Source organism: Streptomyces sp. TRM68367 (genome assembly GCF_014495685.1).
In the GTDB taxonomy this organism is placed as follows: Bacteria; Actinomycetota; Actinomycetes; order Streptomycetales; family Streptomycetaceae; genus Streptomyces.
On record NZ_JACTVI010000015.1, the window covers coordinates 16,639 to 34,220 of the forward strand.

General features: G+C 71.5%; 15 protein-coding genes and 1 pseudogene. 8 read left to right on the plus strand and 8 right to left on the minus strand.

The annotated features are described in order from the left end of the window. The first annotated feature begins 203 nt into the window (after positions 1–203). Positions 204–3,002, plus strand: coding sequence for a penicillin acylase family protein (locus tag H8R17_RS13035; protein ID WP_187823332.1), 2,799 nt, complete (start codon positions 204–206; stop codon positions 3,000–3,002). Positions 3,003–3,135: 133 nt separating this feature from the next. Here H8R17_RS13035 and H8R17_RS13040 read toward each other — a convergent pair. Next, a pseudogene (locus H8R17_RS13040) lies at positions 3,136–3,718 on the minus strand (serine-threonine protein kinase); the annotation flags it as partial. 57 nt (positions 3,719–3,775) lie between these two features. Further along, complete coding sequence (locus H8R17_RS13045) at positions 3,776–5,014, minus strand: exo-beta-N-acetylmuramidase NamZ domain-containing protein (RefSeq protein ID WP_187823333.1); 1,239 nt, start codon at positions 5,012–5,014, stop codon at positions 3,776–3,778. Between the two features lie 183 nt (positions 5,015–5,197). Between H8R17_RS13045 and H8R17_RS13050 the strand changes: the two genes are divergently transcribed. The 3 genes from H8R17_RS13050 to H8R17_RS13060 are packed head-to-tail and all read left to right on the plus strand — an operon-like array spanning position 5,198 to position 8,257. Continuing rightward, positions 5,198–5,971 (plus strand): SDR family oxidoreductase, encoded by a 774-nt coding sequence (locus H8R17_RS13050; RefSeq protein WP_187823334.1) that lies wholly within the window; start codon positions 5,198–5,200, stop codon positions 5,969–5,971. Next, positions 5,968–7,635 (plus strand): AMP-binding protein, encoded by a 1,668-nt coding sequence (locus tag H8R17_RS13055; RefSeq protein ID WP_187823335.1) that lies wholly within the window; start codon positions 5,968–5,970, stop codon positions 7,633–7,635. The genes H8R17_RS13050 and H8R17_RS13055 overlap by 4 nt, the downstream gene beginning before the upstream one ends. Positions 7,636–7,663: 28 nt before the next feature. Next, positions 7,664–8,257 (plus strand): TetR family transcriptional regulator, encoded by a 594-nt coding sequence (locus tag H8R17_RS13060; protein WP_187823336.1) that lies wholly within the window; start codon positions 7,664–7,666, stop codon positions 8,255–8,257. A gap of 131 nt (positions 8,258–8,388) precedes the next feature. On the opposite strand, the gene H8R17_RS13065 is transcribed toward H8R17_RS13060, so the two are convergent. The 6 genes from H8R17_RS13065 to H8R17_RS13090 all read right to left on the minus strand — a co-directional run bounded on the left by H8R17_RS13065 (position 8,389) and on the right by H8R17_RS13090 (position 13,079). Then, positions 8,389–9,624 carry an acyl-CoA dehydrogenase family protein gene (locus H8R17_RS13065; RefSeq protein WP_187823337.1) on the minus strand — a complete coding sequence of 412 codons (1,236 nt, stop codon included), beginning with the start codon at positions 9,622–9,624 and terminating at the stop codon, positions 8,389–8,391. Positions 9,625–9,629: 5 nt separating this feature from the next. Next, entirely contained in the window at positions 9,630–10,652 is a 1,023-nt protein-coding gene (locus H8R17_RS13070; protein ID WP_187823338.1) for a phosphotransferase family protein, read from the minus strand. A gap of 177 nt (positions 10,653–10,829) precedes the next feature. Next, positions 10,830–11,159, minus strand: a complete 330-nt coding sequence (locus H8R17_RS13075; protein WP_187823339.1) for a DUF202 domain-containing protein — start codon at positions 11,157–11,159, stop codon at positions 10,830–10,832. Continuing rightward, positions 11,156–11,548, minus strand: a complete 393-nt coding sequence (locus H8R17_RS13080; RefSeq protein WP_187823340.1) for a DUF202 domain-containing protein — start codon at positions 11,546–11,548, stop codon at positions 11,156–11,158. The genes H8R17_RS13075 and H8R17_RS13080 overlap by 4 nt, the downstream gene beginning before the upstream one ends. A gap of 66 nt (positions 11,549–11,614) precedes the next feature. Further along, the gene (locus H8R17_RS13085; RefSeq protein ID WP_187823341.1) at positions 11,615–12,130 is read right to left on the minus strand and encodes an NUDIX hydrolase; all 516 of its coding nucleotides are present in this window, start codon (positions 12,128–12,130) and stop codon (positions 11,615–11,617) included. A gap of 34 nt (positions 12,131–12,164) precedes the next feature. Beyond that, positions 12,165–13,079 (minus strand): DMT family transporter, encoded by a 915-nt coding sequence (locus tag H8R17_RS13090; protein WP_187823342.1) that lies wholly within the window; start codon positions 13,077–13,079, stop codon positions 12,165–12,167. 365 nt (positions 13,080–13,444) lie between these two features. Here H8R17_RS13090 and H8R17_RS13095 point away from each other — a divergent pair, with 365 nt between their 5' ends. The 4 genes from H8R17_RS13095 to H8R17_RS13110 all read left to right on the plus strand — a co-directional run bounded on the left by H8R17_RS13095 (position 13,445) and on the right by H8R17_RS13110 (position 17,507). Continuing rightward, complete coding sequence (locus H8R17_RS13095) at positions 13,445–14,395, plus strand: hypothetical protein (protein WP_187823343.1); 951 nt, start codon at positions 13,445–13,447, stop codon at positions 14,393–14,395. 58 nt (positions 14,396–14,453) lie between these two features. After that, positions 14,454–16,001 carry an APC family permease gene (locus tag H8R17_RS13100; protein ID WP_187823344.1) on the plus strand — a complete coding sequence of 516 codons (1,548 nt, stop codon included), beginning with the start codon at positions 14,454–14,456 and terminating at the stop codon, positions 15,999–16,001. A 185-nt stretch (positions 16,002–16,186) separates the two neighbouring features. Then, the gene (locus H8R17_RS13105) at positions 16,187–16,888 is read left to right on the plus strand and encodes a molybdopterin-dependent oxidoreductase (RefSeq protein WP_187823419.1); all 702 of its coding nucleotides are present in this window, start codon (positions 16,187–16,189) and stop codon (positions 16,886–16,888) included. Next, positions 16,872–17,507 (plus strand): cytochrome b/b6 domain-containing protein, encoded by a 636-nt coding sequence (locus tag H8R17_RS13110; RefSeq protein WP_187823345.1) that lies wholly within the window; start codon positions 16,872–16,874, stop codon positions 17,505–17,507. The genes H8R17_RS13105 and H8R17_RS13110 overlap by 17 nt, the downstream gene beginning before the upstream one ends. The last annotated feature ends 75 nt before the right edge of the window (positions 17,508–17,582 follow it).

The window sequence follows — 17,582 nt, forward strand, 5'->3', positions numbered from 1 at the left end:
TACTTCGGTCACTTCGGCGTCGTCGAACGGACGTCGCCGAATAGACGTATCGACAAGCGATTCGGCTCCCTCCGTATCCATCCGTTTTCCGATGACCCCCATAATCTCGGCCGTAGCGACTCCAAAAAATGACGCATGCTCATCTTCAATCTCGGGGATACCGGCGGTAACGTCCCGCCCGTTCCCCCTCGGTAGGAGCTGCCATGCCACGGAGCACCCCACGAAGCACACTTGCCAAACTGAGAACTCCCGGCAGATTCCCCGGGTTCCTGAAGACCGCCTCCGTATGCGTCCTTGTCGCCGGTCTTTTGTCCCCGCTGACTCAGGCGACCGCGGCCGAACCGACTGGGTCGGAGGTCAGCGCGGCCGCCAACGACTATTGCGGCGGCCAGTGTTCCGACATCCTGCCGCCCGGGCAGAACGGCGGCGCCACGCTCGCCCAGATCCTGCTCAACCAGGCCTTCGGCGCCCAGCCGGCGCACGCGGACGACCAGCTCGGACCGTACAACAACCTGGCCACCGGCCACTCCGGGCTGACCAATGACAAGATCAACACCTTCTTCAACGACGCGTCGTTCGGGGTGCCCGCCGACCAGGTCGCCTCCACCGTCAAGCCCGCCGGCCGCAGTGACGTCACGATCGTCCGCGACAAGAAGACGGGTGTGCCGCACATCACCGGCACCACCCGCTACGGCACGGAGTTCGGCGCGGGCTACGCGGCGGCCCAGGACCGGCTGTGGCTGATGGACGTCTTCCGGCACGTCGGACGCGGCCAGCTCACCGGCTTCGCCGGCGGCGACGCCGCCAACCAGGGCCTGGAGCAGCAGTTCTGGCGGCACGCCCCGTACACCGAGGCCGATCTGCAGGCTCAGATCGACAACGCCGTGGCCACCAACGGCGAGCGCGGCAAGCAGGCCCTCGCCGACGCCAAGGCATACATCGACGGCATCAACTCCTACATCGCCGCCGCCGACAAGGGCCGTTACTTCCCCGGCGAGTACGTCCTGACCGGGCACAAGGACTCCGTCACCAACGCCGGCAAGATCGAGCCCTTCAAGGTGACCGACATGATCGCGCTGGGTTCCGTGATCGGCACCCTGTTCGGCTCCGGCGGGGGCGGCGAGGTCAACAACGCGATATCCCTGCTCGCCGCCCAGGAGAAGTACGGCGTGGCGCAGGGCACCAAGGTGTGGGAGTCCTTCCGCGAGCGCAACGACCCCGAGGCGGTCCTCACCGTCCACGACGGCAGCTTCCCGTACGCCCCGAAGCCGGACGACCCGCGGGGCGAGGCCCTGCCCGACGCCGGCTCGGTCGCCGAGGAACAGCTCGTGTACGACCGTACGGGCAGCGCAGCCACGTCCGGCGCCACCGGCGCCTCCACCGAGGCGGCGAAGGCGGCCGTCTCCTCGGCCAAGCGCGGCATGTCCAACGCCCTGGTGGTGAACGGCGAGCACACCGCGAGCGGCCACCCGGTCGCCGTCTTCGGCCCGCAGACCGGCTACTTCGCGCCCCAGCTGCTCCTGCTCCAGGAGATCCAGGGCCCGGGCATCAGCGCCCGCGGCGCCTCCTTCGCGGGCCTGAGCTTCTACGTCCACCTCGGCCGCGGCCAGGACTACTCGTGGAGCGCGACGACCTCCGGCCAGGACATCATCGACACGTACGCCGTCGAACTCTGCCAGGACGACCACCACTACCTGTACCGCGGCACCTGCACGCCCATGGAGAAGGCCGAGCAGAAGAACGCCTGGAAGCCGACCGCGGCCGACGGCACCCCGGCCGGCTCTTACACCATGCGGGTCTGGCGCACCAAGTACGGTCCCGTCACCCACCGCGCGACGGTCGATGGCAAGAAGGTCGCCTACACCACCCTGCGCTCGTCCTTCATGCACGAGGCCGACTCCATCATCGGCTTCCAGATGCTGAACGACCCGGACTATGTGAAGGGCCCGAAGGACTTCCAGAAGGCCGTGCAGCACATCAACTACACCTTCAACTGGTTCTACGCCGACTCCGAGCACGCCGCGTACTACAACAGCGGCGACAACCCGGTGCGCGCGAGCGGCGTCGACGCCGAGTTCCCGGTGTGGGCGCGGCCCGCGTACGAGTGGCGGAACTGGCAGCCGGCGACGAACACCGCGGACTACACGCCGCCGTCGGCGCACCCCAACTCCATCGACCAGGACTACTACATCTCCTGGAACAACAAGCAGGCAAAGGACTACACGACCGCGCCCTGGGGCAACGGGTCCGTGCACCGCGGGAACCTGCTGGAGGACCGGGTGAAGAAACTGGTCGACCAGGGCGGGGTGACCCGGGCCTCACTGGTGAAGGCGATGGCGGACGCCGGGCTCGCGGACCTGCGGGCGGAGGACGTGCTGCCGAAGCTGCTGAGGGTGGTGGGCAGTTCGCCCGTCACCGACCCCGCGGCCAAGGCGGCGGCCGACAAGCTGCAGGCCTGGGTGTCGGCGGGAGCCAAGCGCACCGAGACCGCGGCCGGGTCGAAGAAGTACGCCCACGCCGACGCGATCCGCATCCTGGACGCGTGGTGGCCGCTGCTGGTGAAGGCCGAGTTCGAGCCGGGGCTCGGCAGCGAGCTGTACGAGGCGTTCACCGCCAACCTGCCGATCGACGAGTCCCCGTCGGCCGCGCACGGCCCGACCGGCTCGCACGCCGGAAGCGCCTTCCAGTACGGCTGGTGGAGCTATGTCGACAAGGACATCCGGGCGGTGCTCGGCGAGTCCGTGCAGGGTCCGCTGGCCCGCAAGTACTGCGGCGACGGCAGCCTCGGCGCCTGCCGGGACACCCTCATCAGCACGCTGAAGGAGGCGGCCGGCAAGACGGCGGCCCAGGTGTACCCCGGTGACGACGTCTGCTCGGCCGGCGACCAGTGGTGCGCCGACTCGATCAACCATCGTGAGCTGGGCGGCATCAAACACAGCAAGATCAGCTGGCAGAACCGCCCGACGTTCCAGCAGGTCGTGGAGTTCACCTCGCACCGGTGAACGACTGTGGGCAAACCGGCGTTGGCAAACGGCTGTTGGCCAACGCCGGTTTGCCAACGTGTGGTGGCCAGCGCACGTGGGCCAACGCCCGTTGATCCGGCGTGCGCGGGCCAACGGCTGTTGACGGCGGCCGTCAGCCGACGCGGCCCGCGGTCAGCACCAGTTGGGCCAGTTCGCGGTGGAGGATGTCGCTGTGGGCGCCGGACGGCGGGCCGCCGCGCCTGACCACCGCCGCCGCGTCGACGTTCACGCAGCCGGACGCGGGCAGCTTCGCCCTCAGCGCCTCGGCCAGGGTGAACGCGCGCGTGCCCGGTACGGCCTGGACGCCGCCGTATCCCAGCGCACCCCACTTGGCGCGCAGCGCACGGCCGAGGTCGAGGCCTGCGATCCCGCGCGCGTCACCCGCCATGCGCGAGGCGAGCGGGTACAGCGTGCCGAGGGCCGAGTCGTGTCGGGAGTGGCAGCACACCAGCGGCCCGATCGACGCGCTTGTACTGCCCCTGGAGCACGCCTCCCGCGCGCGTGTCGTGCGGCAGCCGGGCAGCGAACGCGTAGTGCGAGAAGGCGGCCTGGAGCAGCGTCACCGACTTCACCGCCCGTACGCCCTCCGGCAGCCCGCGCAGCGCGAACGACACCAGCCGCCCGCCGAAGCTGTGCCCGACCAGGTGCACCCGCACGTCCGGTACGGCGCGCGCGAGCTGCCCGATCACCCGGCCTCGCTGCTGCCGCCGAAGCGCGTGGCATCAGCCCGCGGGCTCTCTTGGTACTCCCCGTCACCTGTAGAGGAGGTACTTCCTGCGCACCCGCCGGAACACCGCGAGCTCCTCCCGCCAGCCCGCCACGACCTCGTCCGTGTCGGCGCCCGCGTCGATCATCGTGCGCACGCGCGCGGAGCCGGTGAGTTTGTCGATCCAGTGGTCGGAGCGCCAGGCGAAGCCGCTCCAGGCCTGCTTGGCGGTCACCAGGAGGGCGATCCCGGTGCGTACGGGGTCGTAGGCGTCCCGGTCGTGCACATGGACCTGGACGCCGCCGATCGTCTTCCCCCGGAACTTGGAGAACGTGGGCGTGAAGTACGCCTCCCTGAAGCGCGCGCCGGACAGGCCGAGGTCGTTCACGGCGGCGGCCCAGCGGCCGTCCAGGCCGTCTGCGCCGAGCAGTTCGAACGGGCGGGTCGTGCCGCGTCCCTCGGACAGGTTCGTCCCCTCGAAGAGGCACGTCCCCGAGTACACCAGGGCGGTGTCCGGCGTCGGCATGTTGGGGCTCGGCGGCACCCAGGGCAGCCCGGAGGCGTCGTACCAGTCCGATCGCCTCCAGCCGCTCATCCGTACGGTCTCCAGCGGCACCGGCGCGGTCAGGAACTCCCCGTTGAACAGCCGGGCCAGCTCGGCGACGGTCATCCCGTGCGCCTGCGCGATGGGCTGGCGCCCGACGAAGGTCGCGAAGTCCTTGTGCAGCACCGGGCCCTGGGCCGACCGTCCGGTCACCGGGTTCGGGCGGTCCAGCACCACGAAGCGCTTGCCGGCGAGGTGTGCCGCCTCCATGCAGTCGTAGAGCGTCCAGATGTAGGTGTAGAAACGGGCGCCGACGTCCTGGATGTCGAAGACGACCGTGTCCACACCGGAGGCCGTGAAGATGTCGGCGAGGGGCCGGCCGCTCTTGAGGTACGTGTCGTAGACCGGCAGGCCGGTCGCGGGGTCGTCGTAGCGGCCTTCTGAGCCGCCGGCCTGGGCGGTGCCGCGGAAGCCGTGTTCGGGGCCGAAGACGGCGGTGAGGTGCACGCGGTCGTCGGCGTGCATCACGTCGACGATGTGGCGGACGTCGCGAGTGACGCCGGTGGGGTTGGTGACGATCCCGGCCCGCTGTCCGTCGAGGACGGCGTATCCGTCGGCCGCGAGCCGGTCGAATCCGGTACGGAGTCGGCTGGGGCGCCCGGCCGACGTGGCTGGGGGTACCGAAGGCAGGGTTGCTGCTGCCGTTGTCGCTGCGAGCAGGGCTCGTCTGGATAGGCGCATGGGGGCACGGTATTGCTCCCGCAGGTTGTGGGGAAGGCGCGGGTTGTGAGGGCTGGTCGCGCCCATGCGGCAAAGCCGCATATCGATACACCCCCGCGCCTTTGGTTGGCTGCAGTCACCCTTTCCCCGTGACATACCGACCGGTTAGTCTGCACCTGGTGGAGCCGCAGTCGAAGGAGACACATGGTGGAAGCCGTTCAGGGTGCTGGAGTGGTCGTCACGGGGGCCGGGGGTGGGATCGGGGCAGCCCTTGCCCGGCGGTTCGCTGCCGAGGGGGCGCGGGTCGTCGTCAACGATCTGGATGCCGGGCGGGCCGAGGACGTTGCCGGTGAGATCGGGGGCATCGCGGTGCCGGGGGACGCCTCCGTGATCGTCGCCGCGGCTCGCGAGGCGCTCGGCGGAACGGTTGACGTCTACTGCGCCAACGCCGGTGTCGGCTCCGGAGGCGAGGACCTGGGGCGACCGCTCGACGAGGCGGGCTGGGCGGCCTCCTGGGACGTGAACGTGATGGCTCACGTCCGGGCGGCCCATGAGCTTCTCCCGGACTGGCTGGAGCGTGGCAGCGGGCGGTTCGCGTCCACCGTGTCGGCCGCCGGGCTGCTGACCATGGTCGGCGCCGCCCCCTACAGCGTCACCAAGCACGGTGCGTATGCCTTCGCCGAGTGGCTGTCGCTGACGTACCGCCACCGCGGTCTGAAGGTGCACGCCATCTGCCCGCAGGGCGTGCGCACCGCCATGCTGGACGCGGCAGGCAGCGCGGGCGACCTGGTGCTCAGGCCGACCGCGATCGAGCCGGAGGACGTGGCGGACGCCCTGTTCAAGGGGATCGAGGAGGACCGCTTCCTGATCCTGCCGCACCCCGACGTCGCCGAGTACTACAAGGCGCGCGCCAGTGATCCAGACCGCTGGCTGGCCGGTATGAACCGGCTCCAGCAGCAGTGGGAGGCGCATCGGTGACCGGCTCCTCGCGGTACGCGGCCAAGCCCTGGCTGGGTCTGCTGACCGATGCGCAGAGGGCCTCGGTCAGTCCCGCCGACTCGCTCGTGCACGCCCTGCGCCGGGCCGTCGCCGACGCCCCGGACCGCACCTTCCTCGCCTACTTCGACGGGCGGCTCAGCTACCGGGAGGTGGACGAGCGGAGCGACTCCGTCGCCGGGCACCTCGCCGCGCGCGGTCTGGAGCGCGGTGACCGGGTCGCGGTGCTGTTGCAGAACTCCCCGCACTTCGTGCTCGCCCTCTTCGGCGCCTGGAAGGCGGGCGCGGTCGTGGTGCCCGTGAACCCGATGTACAAGTCGGCCGAGGTCGCGCACGTTCTGCGGGATGCCGAGGCGGCCGCGCTGATCTGCTCCGACCGGGCCTGGGAGTCGTATCTGCGCGCCACGGCGGCGGACTCGCCGGTGCGGTTCGCGCTCACCGGCTGTGAGTTGGATTTCCAGACCCGGCAGGACGCGCGCGTGCTGACCTTCGAACGGCTGCCGCAGGCCCCGGACGCCGACGATCTGACGGCCGTCGCGGGGGCCGGCCACAAGGCGCCCGAGGGACGCGATCCGGGCCCGGCCGACATCGCGCTGATCAGCTACACCTCCGGCACCAGCGGCACCCCCAAGGGCGCCACGAACACGCACGGCAACGTCATGTACAACGCCGAACGGCAGCGCACCGGCCTGGAGTTGCCCGAGGCACCCGTCTACTACGCGCTGGCGCCGCTGTTCCACATCACCGGGATGGTCTGCCAGCTCGGTGCCTGCCTCAACAGCGCGGGCACGCTCGTGCTGACGTACCGCTTCGAGGCGGGCGTCGTCCTGGACGCGTTCGCCGAGCACCGGCCGCACTACACGGTCGGCCCGTCCACCGCGTTCATGGCGCTGGCCGCCCACCCCTCCGTCACCCGCGACCACTTCTCATCCTTCCGGGTGATCTCCTCCGGCGGCGCCCCGCTGCCGCCCGCCCTGGTGGAGAAGTTCCGGGCCGGCTTCGGCCCTTACATCCGCAACGGCTACGGCCTCACCGAGTGCACCGCCCCCTGCGCCTCCGTCCCACCCGGCCTGGTGGCGCCCGTCGACCCGGCCTCCGGGACGCTGGCCGTGGGCCTGCCCGGCCCCGACACGGTCGTCCGGATCGTCGACGACACCGGCGCCGAGGTGCCCTTCGGGGAGCAGGGCGAGATCGTCGTCCGGGGACCGCAGGTCGTGCCCGGCTACTGGCGCCGGCCCGACGCCACCGCCGAGACGTTCCCCGGGGGCGAGCTGCGCACCGGCGACATCGGCTTCATGGACCCGCAGGGGTGGCTGTACGTCGTCGACCGCAAGAAGGACATGATCAACGCGTCCGGCTTCAAGGTGTGGCCGCGCGAGGTCGAGGACGTGCTGTACACGCACCCGGCGGTGCGCGAGGCCGCTGTCGTCGGGGTGCCCGACGGATATCGCGGGGAGACCGTCAAGGCCTGCGTCAGCCTGCGTCCGGGCGCCGAAGCGGACCCCGGTGAACTCGCCGACTACTGCAAGGAGAGACTGGCCGCTTACAAATACCCACGGCTTGTAGAGGTCCTGCCGGACTTGCCGAAGACGGCGAGTGGGAAGATCCTCCGTCGGGAACTGCGTTCGCAAACGCACGACAACTAGCAGCAGAACGGAAAGGCAGGTGGCGGCAGTGCCCAGGACGATGGACGGAGGCGGCACTCCCGTGCCCCAGCGGCTCCTGGCCGCCGCCACCCGGCTCTTCGCGGAGCAGGGCTACGACCGCACCTCGGTGCAGGAGATCGTGGAGGCGGCCGGCGTCACGAAAGGGGCGCTCTACCACTACTTCGGGTCCAAGGACGACCTGCTGCACGAGGTGTACGCGCGCGTGCTGCGGCTCCAGCAGGAACGTCTGGACGCCTTTGCCGACATGGACGCGCCCGTGGAGCAGCGGCTGCGGGACGCGGCGGCGGACGTCGTCGTCACGACCATCGAGAACCTCGACGACGCGTCGATCTTCTGGCGGTCCATGCACCATCTGAGCCCCGAGAAGAACAAACAGGTCCGTGCCGAGCGCCGCCGGTACCACGAGCGGTTCCGTGCGCTCATCGAGGAGGGCCAGGCGTCGGGCGTCTTCTCCACGGCGACCCCCGCCGACCTGATTGTCGACTACCACTTCGGCTCCGTCCACCACCTGTCGACCTGGTACCGCCCCGACGGCCCGCTCAGCCCGCAACAGGTGGCCGACCACCTGGCCGACCTGCTGCTGCGGGCACTGCGCCCGTGATCGCGCGGGGTTGTCCGACTCGGTAGACCGACTCGCGGGGGCTACTCAGTGCCGGCCAGCATCTTGGGACGGGTAGGGACGCCGGGGGCGAAGAACACTGCCGCGGCCGCCGTAGCGCCACCCCTGCAGCGTCACAGGTACCGCTTCAGCTCCCGCCGCGCCAGCGACCGCTGATGCACCTCGTCGGGGCCGTCGGCGATCATCAACGTGCGTGCCCCGGCGTACAGTTCGGCCAGCGGGAAGTCCTGGCTGACACCACCCGCGCCGTGCAGCTGAATCGCACGGTCGATGATGTCGACGACCGCGCGAGGCGTGGCGATCTTGATGGCCTGGATCTCGGTGTGGGCGCCCCGGTTGCCGACGGTGTCCATCAGCCAGGCCGTCTTCAGCACCAGCAGCCGCAGTTGCTCGACGGTCACGCGCGCGTCGGCGATCCAGTTGTGCACGACGCCCTGCTGCGCCAGCGCCTTGCCGAACGCCGAACGGGACACGGCGCGGCGGCACATCAGCTCGATCGCCCGCTCGGCCATGCCGATCAGCCGCATGCAGTGGTGGATACGGCCGGGACCCAGCCGGGCCTGGGCGATGGCGAAACCGCCCCCCTCCTCGCCGATCAGGTTCGCCACCGGCACGCGCGCGTGGTCGAAGATCACCTCGGCGTGGCCGCCGTGGTAGTGGTCCTCGTAGCCGAAGACCTGCATGGCCCGCTGCACCGTGACGCCGGGCGTGTCGCGGGGGACCAGGACCATGGACTGCTGGCGACGGGTGTCCGGGCCGTCAGGGCCCTCGGCAGTCGCTGTCTTGCCCATCACGATGAAGATCTTGCAGTCCGGGTTCATCGCCCCGGAGATGTACCACTTGCGGCCGGTGATGACGTACTCGTCCGTGCCGTCGGAGGCTCGCTCGATGCGCGTGGTGATGTTCGTGGCGTCCGAGGAGGCCACCTCCGGCTCCGTCATCGCGAACGCCGAGCGGATCTCACCGGCGAGCAGTGGCTCCAGCCACTGCTTCTTCTGGTGCTCGTCCGCGAACTGGGCGAGCACCTCCATGTTCCCGGTGTCGGGCGCCGCGCAGTTCGTCACGGTGGGCGCCAACTGCGGGGAGCGGCCGGTGATTTCCGCGAGCGGCGCGTACTGGAGGTTGGTCAGTCCCGCGCCGTACTCGGAGTCCGGGAGGAAGAGGTTCCACAGGCCCTGCCTGCGGGCCTCGGCCTTCAACTCCTCGACCACGGCCGGGGTGTCCCACGGCGAGGCGAGCCGCGCGCGCTGCTCGTGCGCGACGGCCTCGGCGGGATAGACGTACTCGTCCATGAAGGCGAGCAGCTTGCCGCGCAGCTCCTCGGTGCGCGCGTCGAACCCGAAGTCCATGTCCGTCAGCCTTCCTGAAGAGTCGTCAGCCCGTGCTCGACGAAGACGGGGACCAGCTCGCCGATGCGGTCGAAACCGCGGCCGACCGTCTGGCCCAGCGTGTAGCGGTAGTGGATGCCCTCCAGGATCACGGCGAGCTTGAACCACGCGAACGCCGTGTACCAGGAGACGGCGGAGACATCGCGCCCCGACCGCGCGGCGTACCGCTCGATCAGCTCGGCCGGCGCCGGATGGCCGGGCGCCTCGGCGGTCGTGGAGACGGGGGAGCCGGGCGCGCCGAGCGGCATGCTGTACATCACCAGCAGGCCCAGGTCGGTCAGCGGATCGCCGAGCGTCGACATCTCCCAGTCGAGGATCGCCTGGATGGTGTCGTCCGCACCGATCAGGACGTTGTCCAGCCGGTAGTCGCCGTGCACGACGGCCGGTGCGGGGGAGCGGGGCAGCGCGCGACCGAGGGCCGCGTGCAGCTCGTCGACGCCGGCCAGCTCGCGGTTGCGGGAGGCGTCCAGCTGCTTGCCCCAGCGGCGCAGCTGGCGGTCCAGGAAGCCCTCGGGGCGGCCGAAGTCCGCGAGCCCGACCTCGCCGGGGTCCACCGCGTGCAGCTCGACGAGCGTGTCCACCAGGGACAGCACGGCACCGCGGGTGCGCTCCGGGCCGAGCGGGGCGAGCTGCTCGGCGGTGCGGTACGGGGTGCCGTCGACGAACTCCATCACGTAGAAGGGCGACCCGAGCACCTCCTCGTCCTCGCACAGGAGCACCGGCCGCGGCACCGGCACGTCGGTCGGATGCAGCGCGCTGATCACCCGGTGCTCGCGCCGCATGTCGTGCGCGGTGGCCAGGACGTGGCCCAGCGGGGGCCGTCGTACGACCCACCGCGCGGTGCCGTCGGAGACCGCGTAGGTGAGGTTCGACCGTCCGCCCTCGATCAGCCGGCCGGACAGGGGACCGGTCACCAGACCGGGCCGCTCGCGCTCCAGCAGACCGCGCAGCCGGTCGAGATCGAGTCCTGGCGGGTGGTCGGGGCTCATCGGCGCTCCTACGGGCAGGTGAACAGTACCCGACACATGATGCCGACCGGTCGGTATGCCGTCCAGTACGCGGGACGAAGGTGATCGGAGCCACGATAGGCCGACGGCCGTGCAGGTGGGACGGCAGGGAGCCGTGCGAGGTTCTTCCGCGCCCGATCCCGATGTCGTGCCGGGGCGCTAGGTGACCAGCGCCGCAGCGCACACCGCCATCGCCACCGTGCACAGCACCGCCGCGGCGGCGTGCCGCGGGACGAGCGGGGCGGGGGTGCCCGGCGCGGCGAGGGCCCGGATGCGGTGGTGGGCCACCAGCAGGAAGCCCAGCCAGAGGGTGCAGGTCAGCGCGCCGACGGTGACGCCGAGGGGGGAGACGCCCTGGTACAGCGAGGTCCGTACGGCGAGGACGGCGGAGACGGTGCCCGACAGCGTGGTACGGCGCCACGCGAGCCGGGTCCGCTCGGGCTGGAGTCCCGGATCCCGCTCCCCGTCCCGGGCCGCCGCCGCGCTCACCCCTCCCACCCGACGAGCACGACGAACACCATCGCGACAGCCACGACCGCGATCACCAGGCTCAGCAGCGCCGGGAACCGCGACACCGGCAGGTCCTCGCCGCGCCGCATGGCCCGCTCGCAGCGCACCCAGTGGTTCACCGCGCGCAGCGAGCACAGCACGCCGGCCGCGAGCAGCGCCAGCGCGAGTCCGACGCGCCAGCCCCAGCGGAGGTCCGGCAGGAACTGGTCCACGGCGAAGCCGCCGCCGATCAGCGCGAGCGCGGTGCGCAGCCAGGCCAGGAAGGTGCGCTCGTTCGCCAGCGAGAACCGGTAGTCGGGGGTGTCGCCCTCCTGCCGGATGTCCCGGGGCGCGAACCACAGCCGGACGTTCCGTGCGAATCCGATCACAGGCAGGACCCTATCGGTCCGTTCCGGACACCGATCGGTGCTCCCCGGGACATGAGCGGTCCCACCTCACACCCCCGCCCGGTACGCCTTCAGCCGCTCGTACGCCGCCAGCCCGTCCGGCACCCACTCCCACTCGGCCAGCCTGCGCTCCACCTCCTCCTCCGGCAGGAATCCGTGCCAGGCCACCTCCTCCGCCTGCGGCAGCACCGGGAGGGCACAGCGCACCTCGTACACCGCCGACCACCAGGTGCGGCCGGCGCCGTCGTCGTACAGGAACTTGAAGAGGTACTCGGGGTGCGGCAGGCCGGTCACGCCGAGTTCCTCCTCGGCCTCGCGCAGGGCCGCTGTGTCGTAGGGCTCGCCCGCGCCGACCACTCCGCCGACGAACATGTCGTACAGGGAGGGGAAGACCAGCTTGGTTGGCGTGCGGCGGTGGACGAAGATCCGGCCCTCGGGGTCGCGGGCCTGGATGAAGACGCAGCGGTGGCGCAGGCCCTCGGCGTAGGCCCGGCCGCGCGGGTACTGACCGACGACCTGGTCGTGCTCGTCGACGATGTCGAGGATCTCGTCAGCAGGGTTCATGGCTCCAGTTAACGCCAGGACCCCGCACGGCCGGTCAGCCCGGCTGGAGATCCCGCGCCCGCTCCGGCCGCGTCGCCGGCCCGCTCGGCATCGCGGGGTGCATCCCCAGCAGGACGACGCCCGCCACGATCGCCGCCAGCCCGGCCGCCGCCCAGGCCAGCGCGCCCGTGTCGGTGCGCAGCCGGTCGCCCAGGAAGCCGATCCCGCAGGCGATGCCGGCCAGCGGCTGGGCCGCGGTCAGGGCGGGCAGGGACGCGCGCAGGGACGCGGTCTCGAAGGCGCTCTGCACCAGTACCAGGCCGGTCACCCCGAGCGCCAGCAGGGCGTACGGCTGCCAGCCCGAGACCAGCTCGACCAGGCCGCCCTCGGAGAAGCGCTGGCCGCTCACCCGGGTCAGCGCGTCCTGGAGGCCGTACAGCAGCCCGGCGGCCAGGGCCAGCAGTACCGGGCCCGAGCCGAGCCGGGATCGCCTGGCGTGCGCCGTGAGCAGCAGGGCGAGTCCGAGCATCACGCCGATGATCAGCCAGTGCCGCAGGGGGTCGGTGACCGCGGTGCCGCCGCGCGGCTGCCCGGCCACGATGAACGTCGTCACCCCGCCCGCAAGCAGCGCGAGCCCTGCCCAGCCCTGGCGGCCGAGCGGCTGCCGGGTCTGCCGGCGGGAGAGCGCGAGCGCGAAGAGCAGGTTCGTCGCCAGCAGCGGCTCCACCAGGGACAGCTCGCCCTGGCCGAGCGCCATCGCGCCCAGCGCCATGCCGACCACCATCAGCGCGATACCGCCCAGCCAGCGCGGCACGCGCATCAGGTCGAACAGCAGGCGGGGGGAGAGGAAGTCGCTGAGCGGGGCCCGCTGGGCGGCGTTCTGCTGGAGGACGTACCCGAAGCCCAGGCAGCACGCGGCGCTCACGGCGAGCACCAGAACCAGAACCGACACGCTGCGAACCTTGGTCATCAGGCCGCGTCCCGGAGTGCGTAACGGCCTGGTCCAGCGTCCTCGGGCCGGTGTGCCCGGGGACCGCACGTCCGGCCATGGTCAGGGGTCGGGGGACAGCCCGCTATGGCGTACATCACAGTCGCTGGTGGGTGGCGGTTCCGGTGCAGGAAGGGGCATCACAAATCCCCCTCGAACATGGAGACTTGACGCGTGTAATGCGGGGGCCGCCCTTGACGCCAAGTGTTGGCTGGGGGTTGGCTGTCTGTGATCAGTTCGTGGCGGCCCGAATACCGGCCCCGGTCACCCACCCGGGCCAGGACCTCGGTTTCAGAGGGGCCGCGTCACCGACCGAGCCAACACCAGAGTGCGTGAGGAAGTCCGCGGTGTCCCCACCCCCGCCATCCCTCGGCCGCGGTCGCAGACGGGCGGCCCAGGGCTTCGACGAGGCTCTCGACGACGCCGATCTCGTCGCCGCGCGGACCGCCTTGGCGCAGGGGCGCTGGCAGAACACCCGCTCGCTGCTCGGCCGGACCGGCGACGACTGGGACCTCCGCGGACACCGCGTCGCCGTGCTCGCCCGGGAAGGGCACACCGCCTCCTGGGCTCGCGAGTGGCAGCTCGCCGAACCCGACTCCGCCGACGCCTCCGCCCTGCTCGCGCTCGCCCTGGTCCGGCGAACCCTGCGCGGCAAGGACAAGCCGCCCCGCGCCCGCGAGGCCTGCCACCGGGCCGCCGCACTCGCGCCCGCCGACCCCACACCCTGGCTGGGGCTGCTCCTGCTGGAGCACACCCTGGGCGCCGAGCAGGACGTCGTGCGGGTCTTCGAGGAGGTCCGCACCCGCTACGCCGACCACCACCACGCCCACCACCTGATGGTCGCCCGGCTCGCCGAGCGCCGCCCCGACGCCGGCCCGGACCCGTTGCACGAGGTGTACGAGTTCGCCGCCTGGGCCGCCGAGCAGGCCCCCGCCGACTCCCCGCTGGCGATCCTGCCGGTCGTCGCGCACGCCGAGCGCTACCGCGTGCTGGCCGCCGCCGGGCACGCGGTAGCCGACCCGGCCGCCTCCCGGCACTGGGTCGGCCGCCGCGCCCGGCTGGTGATGAAGGCCGCCTTCGACTGGTGGCTGGAGTGGGAGCACGAGGGCCACCCGCGCCGCCTGATCGACCTGAACTTCCTCGCCCACGCCAAGGTCTGCGAGGGACGCGGCGCCGAGGCCGCCGCCCTGTTCCACCGCATCGGCGACCATCTCACCCCGGCGCCGTGGTCGTACCCCGACCGCGACCCGCTCGCCGCCTTCCGGGCCGCCCGCGCCGAAGCGCTCGGCGCGTTATGACCACTTGAGCCCCTTTTGATTGCTGTTTCCTCTTGTTCCCCTTGAAAGGACACCCGCGATGACGACGGGCAGTTCCCGTACGACGAGACCCACGGCAGGCAGCGGCGGCATCAGCACGTTCAGGGGGCAGGACCGCGCCCTGCGCGCCGACCGGCTCGGCACCCTCGGCCTGCTCCTGTCCGTGCTGGCCGCCACGGCGCCGCTCATGGTGGTCGCAGGTGTCATGCCCACCACATTCGGAGTGATGGGCATCGTCGGACAGCCACTGCTGTTCGTGATCCTCGCTGCGGTGCTCGCCCTGTTCAGCGTCGGATACGCCGAGATGAGCCGGCACGTCCACAACGCCGGCGCCTTCTACGCGTACATCTCCCGCGGACTCGGCGGCACCGCCGGCGCGGGCGCCGCCATGGTCGCGCTCGTCGCCTACAACGCCCTCCAGGTCGGCATCTACGGCATCTTCGGCTTCGAGGTGTCCGGGCTGTTCGCCACCTACCTCGACACCCAGGTCGCCTGGTGGATACCCCCGCTGGCGGCCGTGCTCGTCGTCGGCGCGCTCGGCTGGCTGAAGATCGACCTCAACGCGCGCGTGCTCGGCGTCCTGCTGGTCATCGAGGTCATCCTGGTCGTCATCTTCGATGTCGCCGCCATCGGAAACCCCGGCCCGCAGGGCCTGTCCCTGCACGCCTTCAACCCGGACACCCTCACCGGCGCCGGCTTCGGCACCGCGCTGTGCTTTTCCGTCGCCGCCTTCCTCGGCTTCGAGCAGGCCCCCGTCTACGCCGAGGAGACCAGCCGCCCGCACGTCCTCGTGCCGCGCGTGATGTTCCTGGCCATCGGCGGGATCGCCGTCTTCTACACGATCACCTGCTGGGCGCTCACCGTCGCCACCGGGCCCTCGGCCATCGTCGGCACCGCCGGGAAGCAGAGCGCCGGGCTGCTGTTCTTCCTCACCGAGGACCTGCTCGGCAACACGTTCACGGACGTGCTGCACGTGCTGTTCGTGACCGGCATGTTCGCGGCGATGCTCAGCTTCCACAACGTCGTCGCCCGGTACGCCTTCGCCATGGGCCGCGAGGGCCTGCTGCCCGCCGCCTTCGGCCGCACCAGCAACTCGAGCGGCGCCCCCGGCACCGGCTCCCTGCTGCAGACCCTGATCGCCCTGGTCGTGGTCGCCGCCTTCACGATCACCGACAGCCACCCGACCGGCGACCCGACCGCGCCGGTCCTGCGCCTGTTCACCTGGATGGGCAGCCTGGGCGCGCTCGGCGTCGCGTTCCTGATGGCCGCCGCCTCGGTCTCCGTACTCGTCTTCTTCGTCCGCCGCGGGGCCGTCGGCGCCCAGTTCTGGCGCCTGGCCGCCTCCGGGCTCGCCGTCGTCGGGCTGCTCTTCATCGTCGTGTACACCGTCAAGGACTTCGACGTGCTGATCGGCGCCGGCCCGGACTCGTCCCTGAGCTGGCTGCTACCCGGTGTGATCGGCCTCGCCCTTGTCACCGGCCTGGTCCAGGGCCTGGTGCTGCGCTCCCGCAGGCCCGAGGCGCACGCCCGCATCGGCCTCGGCAACGAGGCGTTCCAGCTGGAGAAGGCGGCCGGGGCGGATTCCTGAGAGCTGAGTGAGAAGTGGTTACGGAACCCTGACGAGTACCCGCGACTCCCTGGCCCGGTGGGGGTCGCGGGTGCTCGAATGGACCCGTGAACTCCGAACGATCCGAGGAGCAGCCCGAACGGCCGGAACCGCGGGGCGAGCCCGTACGACCGGAATCGCGGGGCGAGCCGGTACGACCAGATCCGCTGGGCAAGCCCGTCGGCCGCCGTGTCCTGCTCGGCACCCTCGGCCTGGGCGCCCTCGGCATGGTCGCCGCGCCCGCCCTGCAGCGCGGCCTGGAGTCCTTCCTCGCCGGGGCCTCCGAAAAGGACCCCACCGGACTGACCGGGCTGCTGCCGAACGGCGGCGGTTTCCGCTACTACTCGGTCGCCTCCTCCGTCCCGCACAAGAACGCCGAGACCTACCGCCTCACCGTCGACGGCCTCGTCGACCGCCCGCGCAGCTACACGCTGGCCGGCCTGAGGGCCCTGCCGCAGACCCGCCTGGTCCGGGACGTGCAGTGCGTGACCGGCTGGCGGGTCCCCGACACGCCGTTCGAGGGGGTGCGGCTGTCCCGTCTCCTGGACGCCGCCGGAGTGCGCCCGTCGGCCAAGGCGATCCGCTTCACCTGCTTCGACGGCACGTACTCGGAGAGCCTCACCCTCGACCAGGCCCGCCGCGCGGACGTCCTGGTCGCCCTGCGCATGCAGGACAAGGACCTCGGCCACGCGCACGGCGGCCCGGTCCGCCTCTACGTGGCGCCCATGTACTTCTACAAGTCCGCCAAGTGGCTCTCCGGCATCACCGTCACCGAGGACGTGAAGCCCGGCTACTGGGAGGAGCGCGGCTACGACGTCGACGCCTGGGTGGGCCGCTCGAACGGACGCGACGATGAGCCTACGGCCTGACACCCGGCCCCCGGCGGCGTCCGCGCCCGCGCAGGTCCGCCGCTTCAGCCGCGCGGAACGCTGGGTGCACCGTACGACGGCCGTCCTGATGAGCGTGAGCGTGGTGACGGCGGCCTGCCTGTACGTCCCGCAGCTCGCCGAACTCGTCGGCCGCCGCGCGCTCGTGGTCACCGTGCACGAGTGGGCCGGGCTCGCCCTGCCGGTGCCCGTCCTGGTCGGCCTCGTCTCCCGCGCCCTGCGCGCCGACCTCGGCCGGCTGAACCGCTTCGGCCCGCACGACCGCGTCTGGCTGCGTGCCGTCCGGCGCCGTGACCGGCGGTCCGCGTCCCGTCCGGCGGACAAGTTCAACGCCGGGCAGAAGATCTACGCGGCCTGGATCGCCGGTGCCACGCTGGTCATGCTGGGCACCGGTCTCATGATGTGGTTCACCCACCTCACTCCGCTGGTGTGGCGCACCAGCGCGACCTTCGTCCACGACTGGCTGGCCCTGACCATCGGCATCGTGCTGGCAGGGCACATCGGCATGGCCCTGGGCGATCCGGAAGCGCGGCGCGGGATGCGCACGGGGAAGGTGAGCCGGGGGTGGGCGGAGCGGGAGCATTCACTTTGGCGGCCGTGAGGCGGGTGCGGGTGGGTGGGCGGTGCTCCCGGCCTTCGGCCGGGATCCGACCCGCACATCGCGCCGTACCGGACG

Bases quoted from the DNA above. Each gene is read 5' to 3' on its own strand.
- H8R17_RS13035 (WP_187823332.1), top strand. From the start codon at position 204: ATGCCACGGAGCACCCCACGAAGCACACTTGCCAAACTGAGAACTCCC.
- H8R17_RS13045 (WP_187823333.1), bottom strand. From the start codon at position 5,014: ATGCGCCTATCCAGACGAGCCCTGCTCGCAGCGACAACGGCAGCAGCA.
- H8R17_RS13050 (WP_187823334.1), top strand. From the start codon at position 5,198: ATGGTGGAAGCCGTTCAGGGTGCTGGAGTGGTCGTCACGGGGGCCGGG.
- H8R17_RS13065 (WP_187823337.1), bottom strand. From the start codon at position 9,624: ATGGACTTCGGGTTCGACGCGCGCACCGAGGAGCTGCGCGGCAAGCTG.
- H8R17_RS13070 (WP_187823338.1), bottom strand. From the start codon at position 10,652: ATGAGCCCCGACCACCCGCCAGGACTCGATCTCGACCGGCTGCGCGGT.
- H8R17_RS13085 (WP_187823341.1), bottom strand. From the start codon at position 12,130: ATGAACCCTGCTGACGAGATCCTCGACATCGTCGACGAGCACGACCAG.
- H8R17_RS13090 (WP_187823342.1), bottom strand. From the start codon at position 13,079: ATGACCAAGGTTCGCAGCGTGTCGGTTCTGGTTCTGGTGCTCGCCGTG.
- H8R17_RS13100 (WP_187823344.1), top strand. From the start codon at position 14,454: ATGACGACGGGCAGTTCCCGTACGACGAGACCCACGGCAGGCAGCGGC.
- H8R17_RS13110 (WP_187823345.1), top strand. From the start codon at position 16,872: ATGAGCCTACGGCCTGACACCCGGCCCCCGGCGGCGTCCGCGCCCGCG.